We start from the raw sequence: 20,394 nt of genomic DNA on the forward strand, positions 1-20,394 counted from the left end.
CGTACCATGACTACGGCCCGTAAATCCGTCATGCCGGTGGGGGCGCGGAGGCCTGGGGCACAGGCTGTTCCCTCGAACGCTGGTGATCCGTGGCCAGGAACATATACATCGCCGGCACCACGAACAGCGTGAACAGGGTGCCAATAGACAGGCCAGTGAAGATCACCAGTCCCATCGCGTATCTCCCTGCCGCGCCGGCGCCGGAAGCGAACACCAGCGGGACCACGCCGAGCACCATGGCGGCGGTGGTCATCAGGATGGGCCGCAGCCGCACGGCGGCGGCCTGCTCAAGCGCCTCGCGCTTGGCGCGGCCTGCACGTTGCAGTTCGTTGGCGAACTGCACGATGAGGATGCCGTGCTTGCTGATCAGCCCCATCAGCGTCACCAGGCCCACCTGGGTGTAGATATTTAGCGTCGAGAGCCCGAGGTTGATGAAGATCAGCGCGCCGAACAGCGCCATCGGCACCGAGACGAGAATCACCACCGGATCGCGGAAGCTTTCGAACTGCGCTGCCAGGACCAGGAACACGATGATGGTGGCGAACATCAGCGTGATCACGAAACCCCCGGACTCCTGCGCGTACTGGCGTGACGGGCCCGCGTAGTCGACCGAGTAGCCGCTTGGCGCGACCTGGCCGGTCATCTCGCGCAGGGCATTCAGCACGTCGCCTTCGGCCGCTCCCGGCACCGGCACGCCGGAGATGGTCGCGGAATTGAGCTGCTGGAAATGGTTGATCGATTCCGGCACCACGCTGGCTTCGAGTCGGGCCACGGTGGCAGCCGGCACCACGCTGCCATTGGGCGTGCTCAGGTAGTAGTTCAGGATCTGCGAGGGATTGAGCCGGTCCACCTGCAGCACCTGGGGAATCACCTTGTAGGAGCGGCCCGCGATGGAGAAGTAATTGACATAGTTGCCGCCGAGCGCGGCGCCAAGCGTGGCGCCCACGTTCGACTGGTTCAGGCCGAGCGAGGCCACCTTGTCGCGGTCGACGATCAGCGTGCTCTGCGGCTTGTCGAGCTTGAGGTCGCTATCCACGAAGAAGAACATGCCGCTGGCGCGCGCCTTGTCCAGCACCGCCTGCGACACCTCATTCAGGTTCTGGAAGGGCTCGGTGGTGTTGATGACGAATTGCACCGGCAGCCCTTGCGCGCCGGGCAGGGGCGGAAACTGGAAGGCCGCCACCTGCGCGCCGGCGATGCCGTTCCATTTCTGTTGCAGTTCCTGCTGCAGTTGCAGCGCGCTCCTGCCGCGCTGGTCCCACGGCTTGAGCAGCACGCCGCCTATGCCCTGGTTGAGCGTGGGCGTACCGGTCAACTGGAACATCTGCGCGTACTCGGGGATGCCTTTCGACAGATCGAACAATTGGTCGGCATAGGTCTGCATCTGCTGGATGGTCGCGTTTGGCGGCCCTTGCAGGTGCGCCAGCACGATGCCCTGGTCTTCCGGCGGCGCCAGTTCGGATTTCGAGGTCATGAACAGGTACACGGTGCCGGCCAGCAGCAGCGCTCCCATCACGACCAGCACCACCCACGTTTCCAGCAGGCTGTGCAGCTGGCGCTGGTAGGCGTGGTGCACTCGGTCGAACTGCCGGTCGATAAAGCGCACGAAGCGTCCCGATTCCTGATCCGCGCGGAAGAAGCGCGCGCACATCATCGGCGACAAGGTGAGTGCGACCACGCCCGATACGGCCACCGCGCCCGCCAGGGTGAAAGCGAATTCGGTAAACAGGGCGCCGGTCAGGCCGCGCTGGAAGCCGATCGGCACATAGACCGCCACCAGCACCACGGTCATCGCCAGGATCGGGCCGCCGAGCTCGCGCGCGGCCATCAGCGCGGCCTCCAGCGGCGGCTTGCCTTCTTCCTTCATATGCCGGTCGACGTTCTCCACCACGATGATGGCGTCGTCGACCACCAGCCCGATCGCCAGCACCAGCGCCAGCAATGTGAGCAGGTTGATCGAATAGCCTAGCGCCAGCATCACGAAGAAGGCGCCGATCAGCGACAGCGGCATGGCGATCACGGGAATGATCACCGCGCGCAGGCTGCCGAGAAAGAGGAAGATCACCACGGTGACGATCAGCAGCGCCTCGGCCAGTGTCTTGACGACCTCCTTGATCGAGGTGTTGACGAACTCCGTGGCGTCGTAGACGATCTTGCCCGTCAGCCCGGTCGGCAGCTGCGCTTGCATCGCCGGGAACACCTCGCGCACGCGACTGGCCACGTCGAGCACATTGGCCTCCGGCGCGGTCTTGATGCCGATGAAGACCGAGCGCTTGCCGCTGAAGGCTACGCTGAAGTCGTAGTTGTCCGCCCCAAGCACCACGTTAGCTACATCCTGCAGCCGCACCAGTGCGCCATTGCGCGATTTGACCACCAGTTGCCTGAACTCGTCGAGGCTGTGCAGGTCGGTGTTGGATGTGATGGCGACGCTTACCATCTGACCCTTGGTGTTCCCCAGCGCTGCCAGGTAGTTGTTGTTGCCGAGCGCGGTATAGACGTCGGCGGCCGTGACCCCGTACGCGGCCAGCCGCTGCGGGTCGAGCCAGGCGCGCAGGGCGAACTGGCGGCCGCCGAGGATTTCGGCGGTCTGCACGCCTTCCACGGAATCCAGCTTGGGCTTGACCACGCGCAGCAGGTAGTCGGTGACACTGTTGCCGGGCAGCACGTCGCTGTAAAAGCCCATGTACATGGTGTCGGTGGTCTGCCCGACCTGCACCGTGATGACGGGCTGCTGGGCCTGCGGCGGCAACTGGTTGCGCACCGAGCTGATCTGCGTGTTGATCTGGGTCAGGGCGCGGTTGGCGTCATAGTTCAGGCGCAGCGTGGCGGTGATGACCGACACGCCGCTGGTGCTGGCCGACGACATATAGTCGATCCCCTGCGCCTGGGCGATCGCGGTTTCCAGCGGCTGGGTGATGAAGCCCGCCACGGTATCCGCATTGGCGCCGAAATAGGCCGTGGTGATCGTCACCACGGCGTTTTCGGTGAGGGGGTACTGGCTGACGGGCAGGCTGCTCAGCGAGCGCAGGCCGAGCACCAGGATCAGCAGGCTGACCACCGTGGCCAGCACCGGCCGCCTGATAAAGATGTCGGTGAAGTTCATGGCGGCCGCTCACTGTTCCTGAGGCGACGGATTGGGCAGATCCGCTGGCTGGACCGTGTTGTCGACCACCAGCCGCGTGCCGTTCTTGAGCTTGAGCTGGCCGCTGGACACCACCTGGGTGCCTTCCTCCAGTCCCTTCTCGATCGACACCTGGTCGCCGCGCGTCGGGCCTGTGGTGACGAACACCTGCCGTGCCACCGGCAGCGGCTTGCCTGTCTCGCCGGGCTTGGCCGCTGGAGCCGGTTCGACGACGAAGACCGTCGCGCCGTATGGGTTGTAGGTGATGGCGGTCTGCGGCAGCGTCAGGCGGCGCTGGGGCGTGCCGACGTCGATCTTCACGCTCACGTACATGCCCGGCAGCAGCTTGTCTTCCTGGTTGTCGATGCGGGCTTCCACCTGCACGTTGCGCGTTGCCGTATCCACTTTCGGGTTGATCGATGTAATCCTGCCCTTGAACAGCCTGCCGCCGTAGGCATTGCTCTCGGCCGCCACGGGCAAGCCGGCCGCGAGCTGGCCGATGTCCTGCTGGGGCAGGGTGAAGTCGGCGTAGATCGGATCGATGGCCTGCAGGGTCACGATGGCGTCGCCGGGGTTCACGTACTGGCCGGGGTTGAGGGTGGTGATGCCCAGCCGGCCGGCGAAAGGCGCGCGGATGGTCTTCTTTTCGACGATGGCGGCCTGCTGCGACACCTGGGCCCGCTTGCTCTTGAGGTCGGCTGCGTCGGCGTCGAGCGTGGCCTTGGCGATCACCTTGATGTCGTATTGCGCCTTGTCGCGCGTGTAGACGGTCTGTGCCAGTTCGGCTGCGGCCTGCAAGGCCTGGAGTTGCGCGACGTCGGCGTCTGCATTGAGCTGCACCAGGACCTGGCGGGCCCGCGCCTCGCCGCCGGAGGTGAAGCGGACCTCGCGCACCAGGCCGGCAATTTCAGTGGTGACGTCCACCCCGCGCACGGCGCGCAGGCTCCCCACCGCGGCCAGTTGTGGCTGCCACACCTGGTAGGCGGCGCGCACGGCGCTGACGGTGGCCGGCGGCGCCGCATTGCCCGCCATGAATTTCTTGAACATCATCCCCCTGAACAGATTGAAGCCAAACAACGCGGCCAGCAGCAGGCCCACGCAGACCAGCATGATCACCATGCGCTTCTTCATTGCCTGTTCTCCACGGGTACCACGGTTTCTGCCCGGGGCGTGGCCACTGGCGGCTTGACCTCCGGCGGTTGCGGCGCGTTCCACCAGCCCCCGCCGGTCGCCTGGTACAGCGCAGCGGTATCGGCGAAGCGTGCCGCCTGCGCCTGCACCAGGCTGAGCACGGTCTGCTGGTACTGGCGCTGGGCGTCGAGCAGCGAGAGATAGCTCACCGCGCCCAGGCGGTATTGCTGCTGGCTCAGCAACAGGGAATCGCGCGCGGCGGTGGCGGCCTCGGCTTGCGCCGCCAGCGCGCGCGCATCGTTATCCAGTGCGCGCAGCGTATCGGCCACATTCTGGAAGGCTTGCAGCACGGTCTGCTGGTACTGCGCGCCCGCCTGGTCGTAGGCGGCCACGGCCGCGCGCCGCTGTGCGCTCAGCTGGCCGCCATGAAAAACCGGCTGCAGCAGGCCGGCACCGAGGCTCCACACCGTATTGGCCGCATTGAAGGCGCCACCGGGCGTCAGTGCTTGCGTGCCATAGCTGCCGGTCAGGGTGAGCTTCGGGAACATCGCGGCGGTCGCCACGCCAACCCGGGCGCTAGCCTGGTGCAGCAGGGCTTCGGCCGCCAGGATGTCGGGGCGTTGCCGCACCAGCGCGGAGGGCAGGCTGACCGGCAGCGTTTGCGGCAAGGAGAAATCGGCCAGCCGGAATAGCGGCAGGGTGGCATCGCTGGGGGCTTGCCCGCCAGGACCGCGATCAGGTGGCGGGTCTGCTCGAGCGCCTGCTGCAGCGGCGGCAGGGTCGCGCGCGTCTGCGCCAGCGTGGTGCGCTGCGCCAGCACCGCGGCCTGGTTCACGCCGCCCAGTTCGAACTGGCGCGTGAGCAGATCCAACTGCTGTTCCTGGTCCGCCACGATCTGCCCCGTAGCCTCGATCTGCGCGCGCAGCGACGCCTCCCTGACGCTTGCCGTCACGAGATTGGCTGTCAGCGTCAGATAGGCCGCCTGCCACTGGTACTGCTGGTACCCGACAAGCGCCCGCAATGCCTCCAGTTCGCGCCGCGCGCCGCCAAATACATCAAGCGTGTAAGAGACATTGACCGAGGCATTGTAGAGACTGAACTCCGGGCTCAACCCCGGCTGGCCGATGGTCGCGCCCGAGACCTTCTCGCGCGACGCCCCCAGTTGCACATCCACGGCGGGAAGCAGGGCCCCGCCCACTTCGGCGTTGTAGTTTTCGCGGGCCTGCCGCAGGGCCGCCTGGGCGGCGGCCAGGTTGGGGCTGTTGGCCAGCGCCTCGCGGATCAATGTATCGAGTGGCGCACAGTGGAACAGCGACCACCATTCGCCGGGGATATCCTGCACCGTGATGAAACGCTGCGCTGCCCCGGCGCTCCCAGGCATGCCGGGCGTGGATGCCGTCTGCCCGGGCAGTGGCTCCGCTGTGAAGTGGTCGCCGCCTGGCGGCTCGGGCGAATGGTAATCCGGGCCCACGGCGCACGCAGCCAATAGAGTGACGACGCACGCCATCACTACTCGTGGGGCGCGCTGCCTGGCTTGCCCACGGAGGGCACACACCGGTCCCTTAACCATGCGCATACTCCCTGGCACAGCCAGGGCGACGTCTGACTGTGAAAGCCTGCGTGCCGTCAAGACTATCCCAAATCCATTGTTGCTGTTTAGCCCGCCGCATGCGGCACCGGCTTCAAGGGGTCATGCCAAGGTAAGACTTTATGCTCTGCAAAGCATAATTACGAATCCAGGCCACCCGTCGGCCAGGCCGGGCAGATGCTGGCGCGGCGGGGCGTGAAACACGGCATGCCGGACACGGCCCCTCCTTCGTCCATTCAGCGAGTGAGACCTCGGCCATCACGATCTCCCCATCCAACCAGGCGGAGCCAAGGCCAAGAGTGCGTATCTCCGCCGCAATTGATTTGAAGCGTGAGGAGGTCCAGTGATGGCCATTTACTGTGAAGAGACAGACGTCGTCGCCGTCGACCCATGCCAACGATAGCCGTCGAACCTTTATAGGTATCTCGGAAGCTGCTGCGATAAGCGGAATGGTTGACCGTCAGAGCTGGAGCTGTGGATGAACTACCGTTTCCGACCCATCTCCGCTATTGGGCAATGGAGAGGTGATCGGCTGCATCGGCAAAGTTTCCGCCACTCGCTTCGCATTGTTTCAACGGCCGAGAGCCGATCGGTGTTTTCAATCAGTCGATCGGTAGATTTGTTCCGCGTTGTCGAAGTTAAGGTCATTGATTCGACCGAATCAATGCGCAGGGAGAGCCAGCGTGCTTGCAAGTGGCGTCGATTTTCAGGGACGGCCGTCGGCACTGACTTTGTGCGCCGCAGCAGGTGCGCTTCGAAGGCGCGAACCCGGCGAGCAGTGAACGATGTTCTTCACCGACCCGTTCGGCAACCCGATCGAGTCGAGGTGAGGGGCTTCAAGAGCGGGGAAGAGCGATATATGCGCACTAGCCGCGCCAACCTTGCGCGGCGCCCTACATCATCCGGTGCGCGAAATGCCCGCGCCGGGCTTCGGCCATGAGGGCGGTGAACTGCTCGGTGCTCATGTGCACCAGCTCCTCATGGTCGCCCGCTTCGAAGTAGACGTCGGGATGCGTCAGAAGGCTGTCGTCGAGCCAGGTCAGCGTGCCGTACGCCATGCCGACCGGCGGGAGCGCGCCGAGGTCGCAGTCCCTGAACACTTCGCGCGCGCCATCCCAATGCGCCAGAGACAGCTTGCGGCCGGTCTGTTCGCAGATATCCGACAGTTTCAGTTGGTGGGTGGAAGGGATCACGGCTGCGAGGTAGCCTCGGTTGTCCTCCAGCAGGACAGTCCGGGCGAGCCGGTCTCCGGGGATATACGTAGTCCGCGCAGTTGCCAGGCCGCCTGGGCGACGAACGGTTTCAAACCGGCTCTGCTTCTTGCTCAGGCATCTTGCCAGCGTGGTAGCCATGGTCATGATTGCAACCTCCGAGCGCTGATCGCTACAGCTATCTTCAGTATAGGAACTATAGGTCAAGCACTGGGCGGCAATCGGTGCGGCTAACCCCAGCACGGTTGCGGGTGGCCAATAGCGGTCCACTATTGAAGCGATTGCAAACATTACATATTGTTGACGAACGCTTTCAACTATATTTTGTGTGCGGCAGGCCTGCCGACGCAGGTCCCGCGTGGAAGCGTTGACGCAGAAATACTAGAACTAACGTTTGGTACGCCCCGAAGGAGAGAGCATGTCTAACGAAAAGTGCCCCTTCAACCATGCCGCCGGTGGCGGCACCACCAACCTGGACTGGTGGCCGAAGCAGTTGCGGCTAGAGTTGCTCAGCCAGCACTCCGACAAGTCCAATCCATTGGACAAAAGCTTTAACTATGCCGAGGCTTTCAGGAGCCTCGACCTCGCCGCGGTCAAGAAGGACCTCGCGGCGCTGATGACTGACTCGCAGGACTGGTGGCCGGCGGACTTCGGCCACTACGGTGGTTTGTTTATCCGCATGGCCTGGCACAGCGCCGGCACGTACCGCATCGGTGACGGCCGTGGCGGTGGCGGGCGGGGCCAGCAGCGTTTCGCACCGCTCAACAGCTGGCCGGACAATGTCAGCCTGGACAAGGCTCGCCGGCTGCTCTGGCCCATCAAGCAGAAATATGGCCAGAAGCTTTCCTGGGGCGACCTGATGATTCTCGCCGGTAACGTTGCCCTCGAAACCATGGGCTTCAAGACATTCGGCTTTGGTGGCGGCCGTGAAGACACCTGGGAACCGGACCAGGACGTCTATTGGGGGAATGAAAAGACCTGGCTGGGCGGCGACGTCCGTTATGGCAAGGGCGCCGCCGGCAAGGACGACAACGAAGGCGTGATCGTGGCCGACGAGCAATTGCACGGCGGTGAAGTCAGCCGTACCGACCCCGGCCGCAACCTCGAGAATCCCCTGGGTGCCGTGCAGATGGGCCTGATCTACGTGAATCCGGAAGGCCCCGAAGGCAATCCGGACCCGCTCGCCGCGGCGTACGACATCCGGGACACTTTCGGCCGCATGGCCATGGACGATGAGGAGACCGTCGCGCTGATTGCCGGCGGCCACACCTTCGGCAAGACGCACGGTGCCGGTCCCGCTGATCACGTAGGCGCCGAACCCGAAGCTGCCGACCTTGAAAACCAGGGTCTGGGATGGAAGAGCAGCTTCGGCACAGGGAAGGGCGCGGACACGATCACCAGCGGTCTGGAAGTCACCTGGACGACCGCGCCGACGAAGTGGGACGGTGGCTACTTCGAAAACCTGTTCGGCTATGAATACGAGCTGACCAAGAGCCCTGCAGGTGCTAACCAGTGGGTGGCCAAGAATGCCGGCGAAACGGTTCCGCACGCTTACGATCCGTCGAAGAAGCTCAAGCCGACGATGCTGACCACGGACCTGTCGCTGCGCTTTGACCCCATCTACGAGAAAATCTCGCGGCGCTTTATGGCGAACCCTCAGGAATTTGCTGATGCATTCGCCCGTGCCTGGTTCAAGCTGACCCACCGAGACATGGGACCGCGCGCCCGCTACCTCGGCCCGGAAGTCCCGGCCGAAGAACTGCTCTGGCAAGATCCCATCCCGGCGCTGGACCATCCGCTGGTCAATGAGCAGGACGTGGCGGCGCTCAAGCAGAAGCTCCTGGCATCGGGGCTGTCGGTCTCGGAGCTGGTGAAGACTGCCTGGGCATCGGCATCGACGTTCCGCGGTTCGGACAAGCGCGGCGGCGCCAACGGCGCGCGCATTCGCCTGGCTCCACAGAAGGACTGGGCGGCCAATGAGCCGGATCAGCTGGGCAAGGTGCTGAAGACCCTTGAAGGTATCCAGAGCGAGTTCAACGGCGCCCAGTCGGGTGGCAAGAAGATCTCGATGGCCGATCTGATCGTGCTGGCGGGCAGCGCCGGTATCGAGAAGGCAGCGGAGAAGTCCGGGCAGAAGCTGACCGTACCATTCTCGCCGGGCCGCATGGATGCTTCGCAGGAAAAGACCGACGTGCAATCGGTTGGCGCCCTCGAACCGGCGGCCGATGCCTTCCGCAACTACCGCAACCCGAATGCTCGCGTTCCAGCGGAAGCAATGATGGTTGACAAGGCGCAGTTGCTGACTCTGACCGCGCCCGAAATGACGGTGCTGATCGGCGGCCTGCGCGTGCTGAACGTCCATACAGGGAAGGATGCGCACGGCGTCTTCACCGACCGCCCGGAAACGCTGACCAACGACTTCTTCCGCAACCTGCTCGACATGGACGTGGAATGGAAGGCGCTCACCCGGGATGTGTTCGAGGGACGTGACCGTAAGACGGGGCAGGTCAAGTGGACCGGATCGCGCGTTGATCTGGTGTTCGGTTCACATGCTCAGCTCCGGGCCCTGTGCGAAGTCTATGCAAGCGAGGACGGGGGGATATGTTCGTCAAGGACTTCGTCGCTGCCTGGGTCAAGGTGATGAACCTCGACCGCTTCGAGCTGCGTCAATAAGAGTTAAGTAAGGGGCAAATAAGGGCGCCGCACCACGTTCGGCGCCCGTCCTGGCTTGAAAAGACGTGATCGCGTGCTCCGGTTCGACACGCTAGTCGCACAGCTGGCGTCGCAATCTGGCTATAAGCATCCTGCTGATGCTGGACGAAGTGCAAGTGCTGGCCGAGTTGGCCGAGCTTGCCGACGGTCGATCAGCCATCGCTACGAATCGAGCGGTTCTGCAGAAGCGCAAGCGAGACGTCCTCGCGGATTTCACGCGCTCCCGCAAGAGGCCTTGGCGGCGATGACGGTCGCTTCCGGCGGACCGATGTACCAATTTGCCCGGTTGCTCGACTTTCCCGCACTGGGTATCGAGTATCCTAAGGCCCTGGCCAAGCACTATGCATCAGTGCGCACCGATCAGACCCTCGATGTCGACGCTTGCGCAAGCGCAGGAAAACACGTGACCTCGCTGATCCTGCTTAACTCGATGCGAGTATGCCGGTCACCAGACCGGATGAACCACCGCCTGGTTCGGTGATGGCTGATGCGAACGCCGTAGGGTCCCTTCATCCATGACAAAACATGAGCCAATGATGCGTACCATGGTTGCGTTGCTCGCCCTCTGGGTGGCCGTTCTCAGTCCCGCCGCGTGGTCCGCCGCCAATAGTGTTTATCTTGAAGAGTTGACCTCGACCGAGGTCCGCGATGCCATCCGCGCCGGCACGACGACGATCATCATCCCGGTCGGTGGCACCGAACAAAGCGGTCCGCACATGGCGCTGGGCAAGCACAATGTGCGGGTCAAGGTGCTGGCGGGCAGGATCGCCAGTTGGTTGGGCCATACACTGGTCGCGCCGGTGGTAGCTTATGTGCCCGAAGGCAGCATTACCCCGCCCGTTGGGCACATGCGCTTTGCTGGGACAATTTCTGTGCCGGACGACGCTTTTAAGAGCGTACTGGATGCCGCCGCGCGCAGCTTCAAGCAGAATGGCTTTGTCGACGTGGTGCTGATCGGTGATCACGGCGGCTACCAGGCCCAGCTCAAGGCGGTGGCGACGCGCCTGAATCACGATTGGGCGGCGACGCATGCCCGTGCCCACTTCATCGGGGACTACTACCGGGTTACGCAGACAGACTACGTGCAGGCCCTCAAAGCCAAGGGGTTGAGCGATGAACAGATCGGCGTGCATGCGGGCACGGCCGATACCTCGCTAATGATGGCCATCGACGCTACATTGGTTCGGGCAGATCAAATGGCACGCGATCCGCGCGAAGGCGCGGCCAATGGTGTCGCTGGCGATCCGCGCGCTGCCAGTGCGGCGCTGGGTCAGTTGGGTGTCGATTTGATTGTGGCGAGAACCGTAGCCTCCATTCGCGCTGCACTGGGTGCTTCGCGCTGAGCGCGCTACTTTCACTCCATGATGTGTCGACCGAGAGATTGAGAGGTCAAGCATGCGCAAGATTCTCGTTGTCGTCGTTTCTGTCGCGGTCGCCGTGTCGGCGACCGCTTGGTGGATCGCAAGCCGCGCCATCGCAACGCCGGCAAGCGCATCGTCGCCACCTGGAGCTTCCGTGCAGAACGACCGAGTGGCGACGGTACCCGGCATGCCGGCCGTGCCTGACCGGAACAATCTTTACAGTGAGGTGGGCGCCAACCGCATGAGTCCGGCGGTCGCCGGTGCCCTGGAGCGCGTGTACGTGCCAAACCACACGTCCAATACCGTGTCTGTGATCGATCCGGCCACGCTGAAGGTCATCGATACCTTCAAGGTGGGTATCAACCCACAGCATGTGGTGCCCTCGTGGGACTTGCACACGCTGTGGGTAGCCAACAACGCCGAAGGTCGCCACGATGGCAGTCTGACGCCGATCGATCCCAACACCGGCAAACCGGGTCAATCGATTCGCGTGGACGACCCCTACAACATGTATTGGTCTCCGGATGGTCAATCGGCCATCGTGGTTGCCGAAGCGTACAAGCGCCTGGACTTTCGTGACCCACGCAGCATGAAACTGCAATACTCGATTGCTACACCGCAATGCGACGGCATCAATCACGCCGATTTCTCCATCGACGGGAAGTTCGCGCTGTTTACCTGTGAGTTCGACGGGGCGGTCACTCAGGTCGACCTGGTGAATCGCCGCGTGGTGGCTACCCTCAAGCTGAGCAAGTACTTCGACCGGCCGGATGTCCTCGCGCTGATCGATTCTCCCGGCAAGAAGCCCGCCAAAATCCCCGACCCGAGCCAGACTGGTGGCGAGATTTGCACCACCAAGGGCATGCCGCAAGACGTGCGGGTATCGCCGGACGGCAAGGCATTCTTCGTGGCGGACATGATGGCCGACGGTGTCCATGTGGTCGACGGTGAATCGTTCAAGCAGATCGGCTTCATCGCCACTGGCATCGGCGCGCATGGCCTGTATCCCAGCCGCGATGGCAGAAGCCTGTATGTGACCAACCGTGGTACCAACAAGATCCACGGCACGCCCGGCGGCAAAGGCAGCGTATCGGTCATTGATTTTGCGACTCGTACCGTCACCAAGTCCTGGCCCATTCCGGGCGGTGGCAGCCCTGACATGGGCAACGTCAGCGCCGACGGCCAGCACTTGTGGTTGTCCGGCCGCTTCGACGATGTGGTGTACCGCTTTGACACCGCAACGGGCAGTGTCGACAAGATCAAGGTGGGTCGTGAACCGCACGGGCTGACGGTGTGGCCGCAACCTGGCCGATACTCGTTGGGGCATACAGGGAATTTGCGCTAACCGCTGAGCGCGTTGCCGGCAGGAGCGTCTGCCGTCGGGCCGATACGCAAGCATCTTCGTGTCCTGCGAAGGGGAACCGCCCACGCAAACCTATAATTAGTAGTCACACGCATACGCCTCTCGGCGCAAAGGCATTGTCCCCATGCGTCAGCCCGTGCCCAACGGAGCGTCAACCGTTTTGTATGGAGGTGTTCCATGACCACCTATGTCATCCTCAGCACTTTATCTCCTGATGCGTTCAAGGAGCCCAAGGACCTGAAACAGATCGCCGCCACGGTTGCGGAAAAGATCAAGGCCGAATGCCCTGCGGTGACCTGGAAAGACAGCTTTCTCACCCTCGGTCGGTTCGATGTGGTGGACATCGTTGAATCGAATGACCTGGCGCAACTCGAAAGGGCGGCATTAATCATTCGCGCCTACGGACATGCAACCACCGAGACTCTACAAGGGACCCCGTGGAAACAGTTCATCGCAACGCTATAGCGGCCGCGGGTCGTATCTGTGCTCGCGGGAAGCGGGTTTCCTGACCGGGGCCGATCTCGCGATCACCGGCGGGCAGCGCCTGCAGTGACATCGTCCGGTCCGCGGGAATACGCCGCCCCCGGCTTGCTGTCGGTCGGTCGTTGGGAAGGAGCGAGGTGGCCTACCTATGCAAATTGCCACGGTCTGCCGACATCGCCTATAGTTGGCTTGGTAGTGTTGCATTCGATTTAACGTGTCTGGAAGACTTCCCGGATGCGCGTGGACGGATGAACTCCTGGCAGCACCACTTTGTGCTTGACGCGTGTTGGCGTCTAAAGCCTTGCGTGTCCGATGGCCGCCTGGTATCGGCGATGCCACCCCGTTCGTCCGATCGGCTAGCAACAATATGCCACGATAGGAGAACTCGTCACTTTCGTCGGACGACTGTTTGACAAGTGATTTGCGGGCAGGACGCCGACGCAGACGGTCATTGCCGGGAGGAGACAGATATGTTCAAGCATCTCTTGGTGCCGACCGATGGGTCCCCGCTCTCCGAAGCCGCGATTCGGATGGCGGTGACGCTCGCTAAGGGATTTCAGGCCAGAATCACGGGATTTCACGCCATCCCGGAGTACCGCATCTTCACCCATCGGGTCGAGATGATGGAGGATACCCAGGAGCGGTTTGCGCAGATAGCCGAACAGCATGCGGAACATTACCTGGGGATGATCGCGCAAGCCGCGAGGGAAGCGGGGGTGCCATGCGACACGATCCACGTGACAAGCGATCACCCCTATGAGGCGATCATCCGGGCCGTGGAGGAGCACAACTGCGACCTCATTGTCATGGCCTCGCACGGTCGAGCTGGCGTGCAGGGTCTGCTGATCGGCAGCGAAACCCAGAAAGTCCTGACCCATAGTACGATCCCGGTCCTCGTGTACCGCTAACCGGTGCGGCCGGACCACAAAAGCCGTGCCGCGTGCGCTGTCCTCTGATTTCGTGCGACGCCTGGGATTCAACGCTTGTCCGCGATCGTGCCTGACTCCTGTAATTTGCCCCTGGGTCAGTCTGCGTCGGATGGTGCCAGCCTTCGACCAGGTTGCTCACAAAGAACCGAAACCCTCTTTCAAGGATTCCGGTTTCATGTCAGCCCGCCTACGCGTGCGCAGCCATGGGCGATGCCCAAGGCCCGCTCGGCTTACATCACGCGACCTTGACCTCAATGCGGCTCGGTTGCGCGTATTCGGCTTTGGGGATGCGTAGCTTGAGCACGCCGTGGTTGAACTCGGCCACCACCTTCTCGGCATCTAGTTCCTTGGAGAGCGTGAACACGCGCCGGTAACGCGGCAGGGAAACCTCCACGTAACTGGCTTCCATGCCCTCCGGCTGATCCAGGACGACTTCGCCCTTGATGGTCAGGATATCGCCTTCCACCTGCACGACCAGCTTGTCCTTGGGCACACCCGGCAGATCGGCGTACAGGGTGATGCCTGCGGCATCCTCGTACACATTCACTGGCGGCATCAGGGCCGCTTCAGCGCTGCCAGCGCCGGCTTGTTTGGTGACAGCAGTATTTTCGCTCATGGCCAGATCCTCCTCGCATCACTGGATGCTGATTTGGCGCCGCTGCGCTGCTTCGAGGCGCTGGATGCTGATGTGCAGCACGCCGTCGCGGTACTTGGCTTCCACCGCATTGGGATTCACGTCGTCCGGTAGGCTCACCACACGCCGGAAGCGGCCGGCGAAGCGTTCATCGATATGCAGGGAGGTTTGCTCGTCCTTGTCAGAGAGATCGGGCTTGCGCTCGCCGACAATGGTCAGTACGCCCTTCACCAGTTGGACGTCGATGCTGGCCGGATCGGTGCCGGGGGCAAAGGCGTAGATTTCCACCGAGTGGGGTGTGCCGCCTACATTCATGGCCGGAAAACTGACCCGACCACGAATACTGGGAGACTGCTCGAATGGCTGGTGCAGCTCGCGCTGCAGGCGTTCCAGTTCTGAGAATACGTCACGGGGAAACAGGGATCGATACATCATATTTGCCTCCATTCGCTTTGGCGCGGGCGCCATATTCTGACGTCTCCGGTTGGAATGGTAAGGCTTCTCCCGAGGATATCAAGCTCTTGATTTGACTGATGTTCGCCGTCATTCTTTCGAGCGGAAGGGCAGCATTAGAGACGTGGAAAGGGGAGCACGCATGGAATTCCAGGACTACTACAAGACGCTGGGAGTGACACGTGATGCCACCGCTGAGGACATCAAGAAGGCGTTCCGCAAGCTCGCGCGCAAGTTCCATCCCGACGTTTCCAAGCAGTCGGATGCCGAAGTGCGCATGAAGGAGCTCAACGAGGCCTATGCTGTACTCTCCGACCCGGAAAAGCGCGCCGCGTACGAGCAATTGGGACGAGGCCATCAGCCCGGCCAGAAGTTCCGTCCGCCGCCGGACTGGGACACCGGCTTCGAGTTCTCCGGTCGGGGCTTCTCGCCGCAGCAAGAGGCCAATTTCAGCGACTTCTTCGCCGAGCTGTTTGGCCACATGGGGCGCAGACACCGCGGTTTCCATACACACGGTGGCAGGTCCCCGTCGCGCGGTGGGGATCACCACGCCAAGGTGCTGCTGGACCTCGGAGACACCTTCACCGGCGCCACCCGTCAGCTTTCGCTGCAGGTGCCAAGCGTGGACGCCCAGGGCGGGGTGCAGCTCAGGAGCCGGACGCTCAGCGTGAAAATTCCCAAAGGCGTTCGCGAAGGTCAGCTCATCCGCTTGGGCGGGCAGGGTGCACCGGGGATCGGCGGTGCGCCGGCGGGGGATCTTTTGCTGGAGGTGCATTTCAAACCGCACGACCAACTGAAGGTGAAGGGACGCGATCTACACCTTATCCTGCCGGTGGCGCCATGGGAGGCGGCGCTGGGGGCGGTGGTGCCCATTGATTTACCTGGGGGCGAGCTGAAGGTGCGCATTCCCGCCGGCGCCCAGAGCAGCAGTGAGCTACGTGTGCGCGGCAAAGGCATCCCCGCTAATCCGCCAGGCGATCTGCTGCTGCACATCCAGGCTGTGTTGCCGCCGGCCAACACCCCTAAGGCGCGGGAGCTTTATGAAACCATGGCGCGGGAATTGGCCTTTAAACCGCGCCCGGATAGGAGCGCCTGATCCAAGCTGGATGACGACATTCTGATCGGCGGCTTGATGCAAGAGGCTTGGCTGACTCTGGAGCAAGTGGCCGCAGCGCGGGGCTACTTGTTGAGTGGCGTGCTTTCTTCCAGCTTCGAGTAGCCGTGCGCTTCAATGACTGCAGGAGCCACAACAATGTACCCCAGTGACCTGAGTAGTGTCACTGCTTCAATTTCAGCGTCAGTGTGAGGCGGTTGTTTCGAAGGCGGCACGAAGGCTGTGGCCGCTCTGAGCGCCGCATCGTGCGGGAACTCTCGGAGATGGTCGTCCTGGCTGCTAGCAACGAGCTTGCAGCGCTGCGCATTGGGCCTCCAGGTGACCTCCACCGCGGTACAGAATTTGCCGGTGAAAAGCTTTAATTGCGAGCTTGCTTTCAGCCACGCAACAAAGGATTCGCGAGACGCAGGCTGATACCCTTGCAACAGAGTTTCAAGATTCTTCTGTGGCAAGCCCTGCCCCTGGGAGGAAGGCTCTTCCAGCAGTGACAACTGCAGCGCCACGCGTTCGCGGTCAGCTTCCTCGTAAATGAGGTATTCGTTGTCAACCACGCCTTCGCGAAGCAGTTCGCACAGCAACGCCCAAGCCCTGGGATTCTTCTCGATGCAGCCTTCCAGGCCAGGGTCCAGGCTCGCCAGAATTGCCAGCATCGATTGGTGCCTGCCCGACGCGACTTCGAGTGCGAAGGAAGCGGCATTGCGGGACGGGCTAGCCCGGCGCTGGAGCATTTGCAGGGACTCGTCCTTGTACTCCTGGATCTCGGCAAGGGTCTCGGCGGCCTGGCTCCAGGCGTACTTCTCGAGATTTTCAGAAAGTTTTCGCGCAGCCCTGGCCATGTCATAGGCGAGAACACCAACATAGCTCTTGCACGCAGCGCATTGGCACTGGAGACGCCCGTAATGCAAAAATCCGGCATACACCCGTTCCTGATGCCCGCAGTGATCGCACTCGAGCGCAAAGCCGCCCTGGCGGGCCGGGCGCTGATTGGCAAGTAGCCCATCGACCTGGTATCGCGCCGGATTATCGCAACACGGACAGCCCCAAATGATCTTGTGAGAGCCGTCGCGTGCCGCCACCCTGCCAAATTGACGTTCCAGCGCACTGCGCGGAATGCCCTGCGCCCGTCCGAGCACGTCGGCTGAGTAGCGCCAGTAGAAGTAGGAGTGAGCGGCAGCTGCCACATCCGGACCGTGCTCGCGCAGCTCCTGTAGCACCCGTGGTGTGTGCCGAATCCGATCGGCAAGGCTATCGACCATGAGGGACCGGCCCGGAACAAGCGCCTCGAGGGCCTGGCGGCTCTGCTCGACAAAGGCAGGCACATGCTCGCGGCGGATGGCGTCTTCCTCCTTGAGCCAGCGCGAATGTCCCGGCAGCGTGTTAAGTGCATCGATGGCTTCTTTGAGTTCTGCTATCGGTGGGCAGGCCAGAAAGGAAAACGGCTTGCTGAACAGCAATGTTTCTATCATCGCATCGTCTCCGGCAGAACGGCACCCCTCCCGGGCGTGGGCGGGGTGCCGCGAAACGCCTACGGTCAGTCAGTTGGCTCAGCACTTTGCAACTGGCCCTGCTGCCCTCTACAAGCACGCTCGCCAATCGCTGCAGGTGGGCGCCCGTGGGTGGGCCCCGTGGATTTAGCAGCGGCGAGGTATAGCCATACCCCGTCAGACCGGCTGGACATCGACGGGCGTGACCTGGCCATCAATGGGACGAAGCGACTCGGCAGGTGATCGCGCAGTACGCCGCTTGCGTCCCGTTGGTGATTGCGCAGTACGCCGCCTTGGTGTCCGCCGGCGCGGGGCCCAGCGTGGGTTTCCCCTCGCCGGTGACCGCACAGTAGGCCGCCGTCGTCGGTCTCAACCCAAACTCGTGCGCGCTAAGCCGGGCGCTTGCCTCGGCCAGCGCGCGCAGGCGGGCTTCATCCTGTGGGCCATCAATACCGACGTAGGGGTCATGATGCAGGACATGGCCAAAAATGTGCTCACAGTCGCTCGCATAGCGCCTGGTATCGACAATATGGGCGTGCCAGAATGCGTCTACCTGTTCGCTGGGTACGACTGATGTGTCGGGGTACTTTGCCGCGAGTTTGAGAAACCTGCGGTAACCGGCCTCGGCATCGACCAGGCTTTCGGGGCTCCAATGAGCGGACTTGCCATGTAGAAGCTTGGCTTTGATTCTCGAGAAATCGAGCGCATCGATTGCTTGCCATGACCGTTCAATCGATTGTTTCTGCACTGCCATGATGTGGTTCCTCCTATTGTTGACGCTGGGGCGCGCGCCGGAATCCAGAATCAGGCGCGCATCGGCTGCGGTCCCTGCTCAGGTAGCAGATCGTGCACGGTATGGCCGGAGAGGAACGCGGTGACGTCCTCGGCCGGAATAGGGCGGCTAAAGTAGTAGCCCTGGACTTCGTCACATCCCTCGAGGCGAAGAAAGTCCAGTTGGGCCTCGTTCTCGACGCCTTCGGCCACGACCTCCAGCGCCATCTGATGTCCTAGCCCGATGATTGCGCTCGTGATTTGCGCATCGCTCCTGCTGTCGGGCAGATAGCGTATGAACGAGCGGTCGATCTTCACCGTGTCAATCGGGAAACGGCTCAGGTAGGCGAGCGAAGAGTAGCCGGTGCCGAAATCGTCAATGGCTAGCCGTACCCCCGTTCGCTTCAGGCGCGACAGCCAGCGCGCCGCTTGCTCGGCATCGCGCATTACCATGCTTTCGGTCAGTTCAAGTTCGAGCAGATGTCCTGGCAAGCCGGCTTGCTTCAGGGCATCGAGAACCACCTGCCTCAGGTCCTTGTCGGCAAATTGCCTTGCGGAAAGATTGACCGAGACGCGTATCGGGGCAATGCCGTCGGCAAGCCATTGCGCATTCTGGCGGCAAGCCTCACGCAGTACCCACGCGCCAATCTGCACGATGGCCCCGCATTCCTCCGCAATCGGAATGAAGTCAGCGGGCATCACCATGCCGAGCTTCGGGTGGTGCCATCGGATCAGGGCTTCCACGCCAGTACAGGAATTGGTGTCCAGCGAGATGCGTGGCTGGTAGTGCAGCACGAACTCATTGTGCTCGAGTGCGCTGCGCAGATGCGCTTCCATGTCGATGCGATTCTGCAGGGACACGCTCATCTCGCGCACATAGTATTGGAAGCCGTTCTTGCCGAGCTGCTTGGCGGCATACATGGCGAGATCAGCATGCTTTAGCAGCGTCTGCGCGTCATTGCCATCTTCGGGAAAGGAGCTGATGCCGATGCTTGCCGTTATCTGCAGCTCCTTGCCATTGACGACAAAGCCGGATGCGAGCGCGGCCTGGATGCGCTTGATGATGCGGTGCAGAAGGGAAAAGTCGTCGATCGGCTCGACCAGTACGACAAACTCGTCGCCACCGAGCCGGGCAATGAGGTTGGCTTCGCCAAGCGTGGCGCTAAAGCGATCTGCCACGGCACGCAGCAAGACGTCACCCGCGTTGTGGCCCATGGTGTCGTTGACCCTCTTGAACTGATCCAGGTCAACAAAGAGGATATCGAGTCGGTGTTGACGGGAGCGGGAGCGAGCGAGGCTGCTCTCGAGATGATTCTTGAACATCAGCCGGTTGGGCAGACCGGTGAGCGCATCGTGATTGGCAAAAAAGCGCAGGGTCTCCTCGGCCTGGCGACGTAGCAGGAAGTGGCCAGTGTGACTAGCTATCGCGCTGGCCATGGCAAGCGCATATGGATCGCGTGGACGCTTGGTGCGTGAATACAACTCCACCAGTCCAAGCGTGGTCGTGCCCTTGCGCAGTGGGAAAGCGAATACAGTTCGCACGCTCCCGTCGTCCAGCCAGCGATGCTGAGGCAAACGCGCGATGGCACTGCGGCTCGCATACCAACGCGGCTCCGTCAGTGCGTCTGCCTGATCTGCCTGATCTGCCTGAGGGTCGACCGGCCGCCGTGCCAGCCAAGCATCCAGTTCTTGCTCTCTGGCCCGGCGGACCGGCGCAAGCGACAAGCCACGTCCCGCATCCGAAGGCCAGAATGCACCCGCCTCCCATTCCGTTCCCGCGACCAGGGTACGGACGATTTTCTCCAGGACTTCGGCCTCGCTGGACACGGTGGCGAGATGCAAGGCAACCAGATGCTCCTGTGCGCGAGCCTGCTCGATGAGCTTTCGCTGGGTGATGTCTTGCGCGGTGCCGCGCAGGACGGCGGTACCCGGTGGGCCATGCGCATGGCCGATCAGGTGAAGCCAACCCATGCGTCCACGTGATGAGCGGTAGGGACATTCGACCTCGAAAGCGACGCGCTCCCGCAAGGCGGTTTGCA

At 62.6% G+C, this 20,394-nt stretch carries 15 protein-coding genes and 2 pseudogenes; 7 read left to right on the forward strand and 10 right to left on the reverse strand.

Going from position 1 to position 20,394, the window contains the following annotated elements:
• Nucleotides 1-28 precede the first annotated feature (28 nt).
• The 5 genes and pseudogenes from OMK73_RS13675 to OMK73_RS13690 form a co-directional block, all read right to left on the reverse strand.
• Nucleotides 29-3,103, reverse strand: coding sequence for an efflux RND transporter permease subunit (locus OMK73_RS13675; RefSeq protein ID WP_267602537.1), 3,075 nt, complete (start codon nucleotides 3,101-3,103; stop codon nucleotides 29-31).
• Between the two features lie 9 nt (nucleotides 3,104-3,112).
• Nucleotides 3,113-4,252 (reverse strand): efflux RND transporter periplasmic adaptor subunit, encoded by a 1,140-nt coding sequence (locus tag OMK73_RS13680; protein WP_267602538.1) that lies wholly within the window; start codon nucleotides 4,250-4,252, stop codon nucleotides 3,113-3,115.
• Complete coding sequence (locus tag OMK73_RS39135) at nucleotides 4,249-4,920, reverse strand: efflux transporter outer membrane subunit (protein WP_420715531.1); 672 nt, start codon at nucleotides 4,918-4,920, stop codon at nucleotides 4,249-4,251. Before OMK73_RS39135 ends, OMK73_RS13680 begins: the two co-directional genes overlap by 4 nt.
• Nucleotides 4,921-5,033: 113 nt before the next feature.
• A pseudogene (locus OMK73_RS39140) lies at nucleotides 5,034-5,828 on the reverse strand (TolC family protein); the annotation flags it as partial.
• Nucleotides 5,829-6,733: 905 nt separating this feature from the next.
• Nucleotides 6,734-7,198 (reverse strand): aminoacyl-tRNA deacylase, encoded by a 465-nt coding sequence (locus OMK73_RS13690; RefSeq protein WP_267602539.1) that lies wholly within the window; start codon nucleotides 7,196-7,198, stop codon nucleotides 6,734-6,736.
• A gap of 271 nt (nucleotides 7,199-7,469) precedes the next feature.
• Between OMK73_RS13690 and katG the strand changes: the two are divergent.
• The 6 genes and pseudogenes from katG to OMK73_RS13720 all read left to right on the forward strand — a co-directional run bounded on the left by katG (nucleotide 7,470) and on the right by OMK73_RS13720 (nucleotide 13,878).
• A pseudogene (gene katG / locus OMK73_RS13695) lies at nucleotides 7,470-9,724 on the forward strand (catalase/peroxidase HPI).
• A 274-nt stretch (nucleotides 9,725-9,998) separates the two neighbouring features.
• Entirely contained in the window at nucleotides 9,999-10,244 is a 246-nt protein-coding gene (locus OMK73_RS13700; RefSeq protein WP_267602540.1) for a hypothetical protein, read from the forward strand.
• Between the two features lie 34 nt (nucleotides 10,245-10,278).
• On the forward strand, nucleotides 10,279-11,106 hold the full coding sequence (locus OMK73_RS13705) for a creatininase family protein (protein WP_267602541.1): 828 nt from the start codon (nucleotides 10,279-10,281) through the stop codon (nucleotides 11,104-11,106).
• Nucleotides 11,107-11,158: 52 nt separating this feature from the next.
• Nucleotides 11,159-12,469 (forward strand): YncE family protein, encoded by a 1,311-nt coding sequence (locus tag OMK73_RS13710; protein ID WP_267602542.1) that lies wholly within the window; start codon nucleotides 11,159-11,161, stop codon nucleotides 12,467-12,469.
• A 195-nt stretch (nucleotides 12,470-12,664) separates the two neighbouring features.
• Nucleotides 12,665-12,952: a GYD domain-containing protein gene (locus OMK73_RS13715; RefSeq protein WP_006161436.1), complete on the forward strand. Its 288-nt coding sequence runs from the start codon at nucleotides 12,665-12,667 to the stop codon at nucleotides 12,950-12,952.
• Nucleotides 12,953-13,440: 488 nt separating this feature from the next.
• Nucleotides 13,441-13,878 (forward strand): universal stress protein, encoded by a 438-nt coding sequence (locus OMK73_RS13720; protein ID WP_267602543.1) that lies wholly within the window; start codon nucleotides 13,441-13,443, stop codon nucleotides 13,876-13,878.
• Nucleotides 13,879-14,134: 256 nt separating this feature from the next.
• Here OMK73_RS13720 and OMK73_RS13725 read toward each other — a convergent pair whose 3' ends face one another.
• A complete protein-coding gene (locus OMK73_RS13725) occupies nucleotides 14,135-14,515 on the reverse strand; it encodes an Hsp20/alpha crystallin family protein (RefSeq protein WP_267602544.1) in 381 nt (126 codons plus the stop codon).
• An 18-nt stretch (nucleotides 14,516-14,533) separates the two neighbouring features.
• The gene (locus OMK73_RS13730) at nucleotides 14,534-14,968 is read right to left on the reverse strand and encodes an Hsp20/alpha crystallin family protein (RefSeq protein ID WP_267601630.1); all 435 of its coding nucleotides are present in this window, start codon (nucleotides 14,966-14,968) and stop codon (nucleotides 14,534-14,536) included.
• Between the two features lie 160 nt (nucleotides 14,969-15,128).
• On the opposite strand from OMK73_RS13730, the gene OMK73_RS13735 reads away from it, so the two are divergent.
• Nucleotides 15,129-16,082 carry a DnaJ C-terminal domain-containing protein gene (locus OMK73_RS13735; protein ID WP_267602545.1) on the forward strand — a complete coding sequence of 318 codons (954 nt, stop codon included), beginning with the start codon at nucleotides 15,129-15,131 and terminating at the stop codon, nucleotides 16,080-16,082.
• Nucleotides 16,083-16,165: 83 nt separating this feature from the next.
• Here OMK73_RS13735 and OMK73_RS13740 read toward each other — a convergent pair whose 3' ends face one another.
• From OMK73_RS13740 to OMK73_RS13750, 3 genes are all read right to left on the reverse strand, one after another.
• Entirely contained in the window at nucleotides 16,166-17,566 is a 1,401-nt protein-coding gene (locus tag OMK73_RS13740; protein ID WP_267602546.1) for a hypothetical protein, read from the reverse strand.
• 232 nt (nucleotides 17,567-17,798) lie between these two features.
• Nucleotides 17,799-18,338, reverse strand: coding sequence for a glycine-rich domain-containing protein (locus OMK73_RS13745; protein ID WP_267602547.1), 540 nt, complete (start codon nucleotides 18,336-18,338; stop codon nucleotides 17,799-17,801).
• Nucleotides 18,339-18,388: 50 nt separating this feature from the next.
• The gene (locus OMK73_RS13750; protein WP_267602548.1) at nucleotides 18,389-20,326 is read right to left on the reverse strand and encodes a putative bifunctional diguanylate cyclase/phosphodiesterase; all 1,938 of its coding nucleotides are present in this window, start codon (nucleotides 20,324-20,326) and stop codon (nucleotides 18,389-18,391) included.
• Nucleotides 20,327-20,394 lie beyond the last annotated feature (68 nt).

Origin of the sequence: Cupriavidus sp. D39, from assembly GCF_026627925.1 — a bacterium.
GTDB lineage: Bacteria > Pseudomonadota > Gammaproteobacteria > Burkholderiales > Burkholderiaceae > Cupriavidus > Cupriavidus ulmosensis.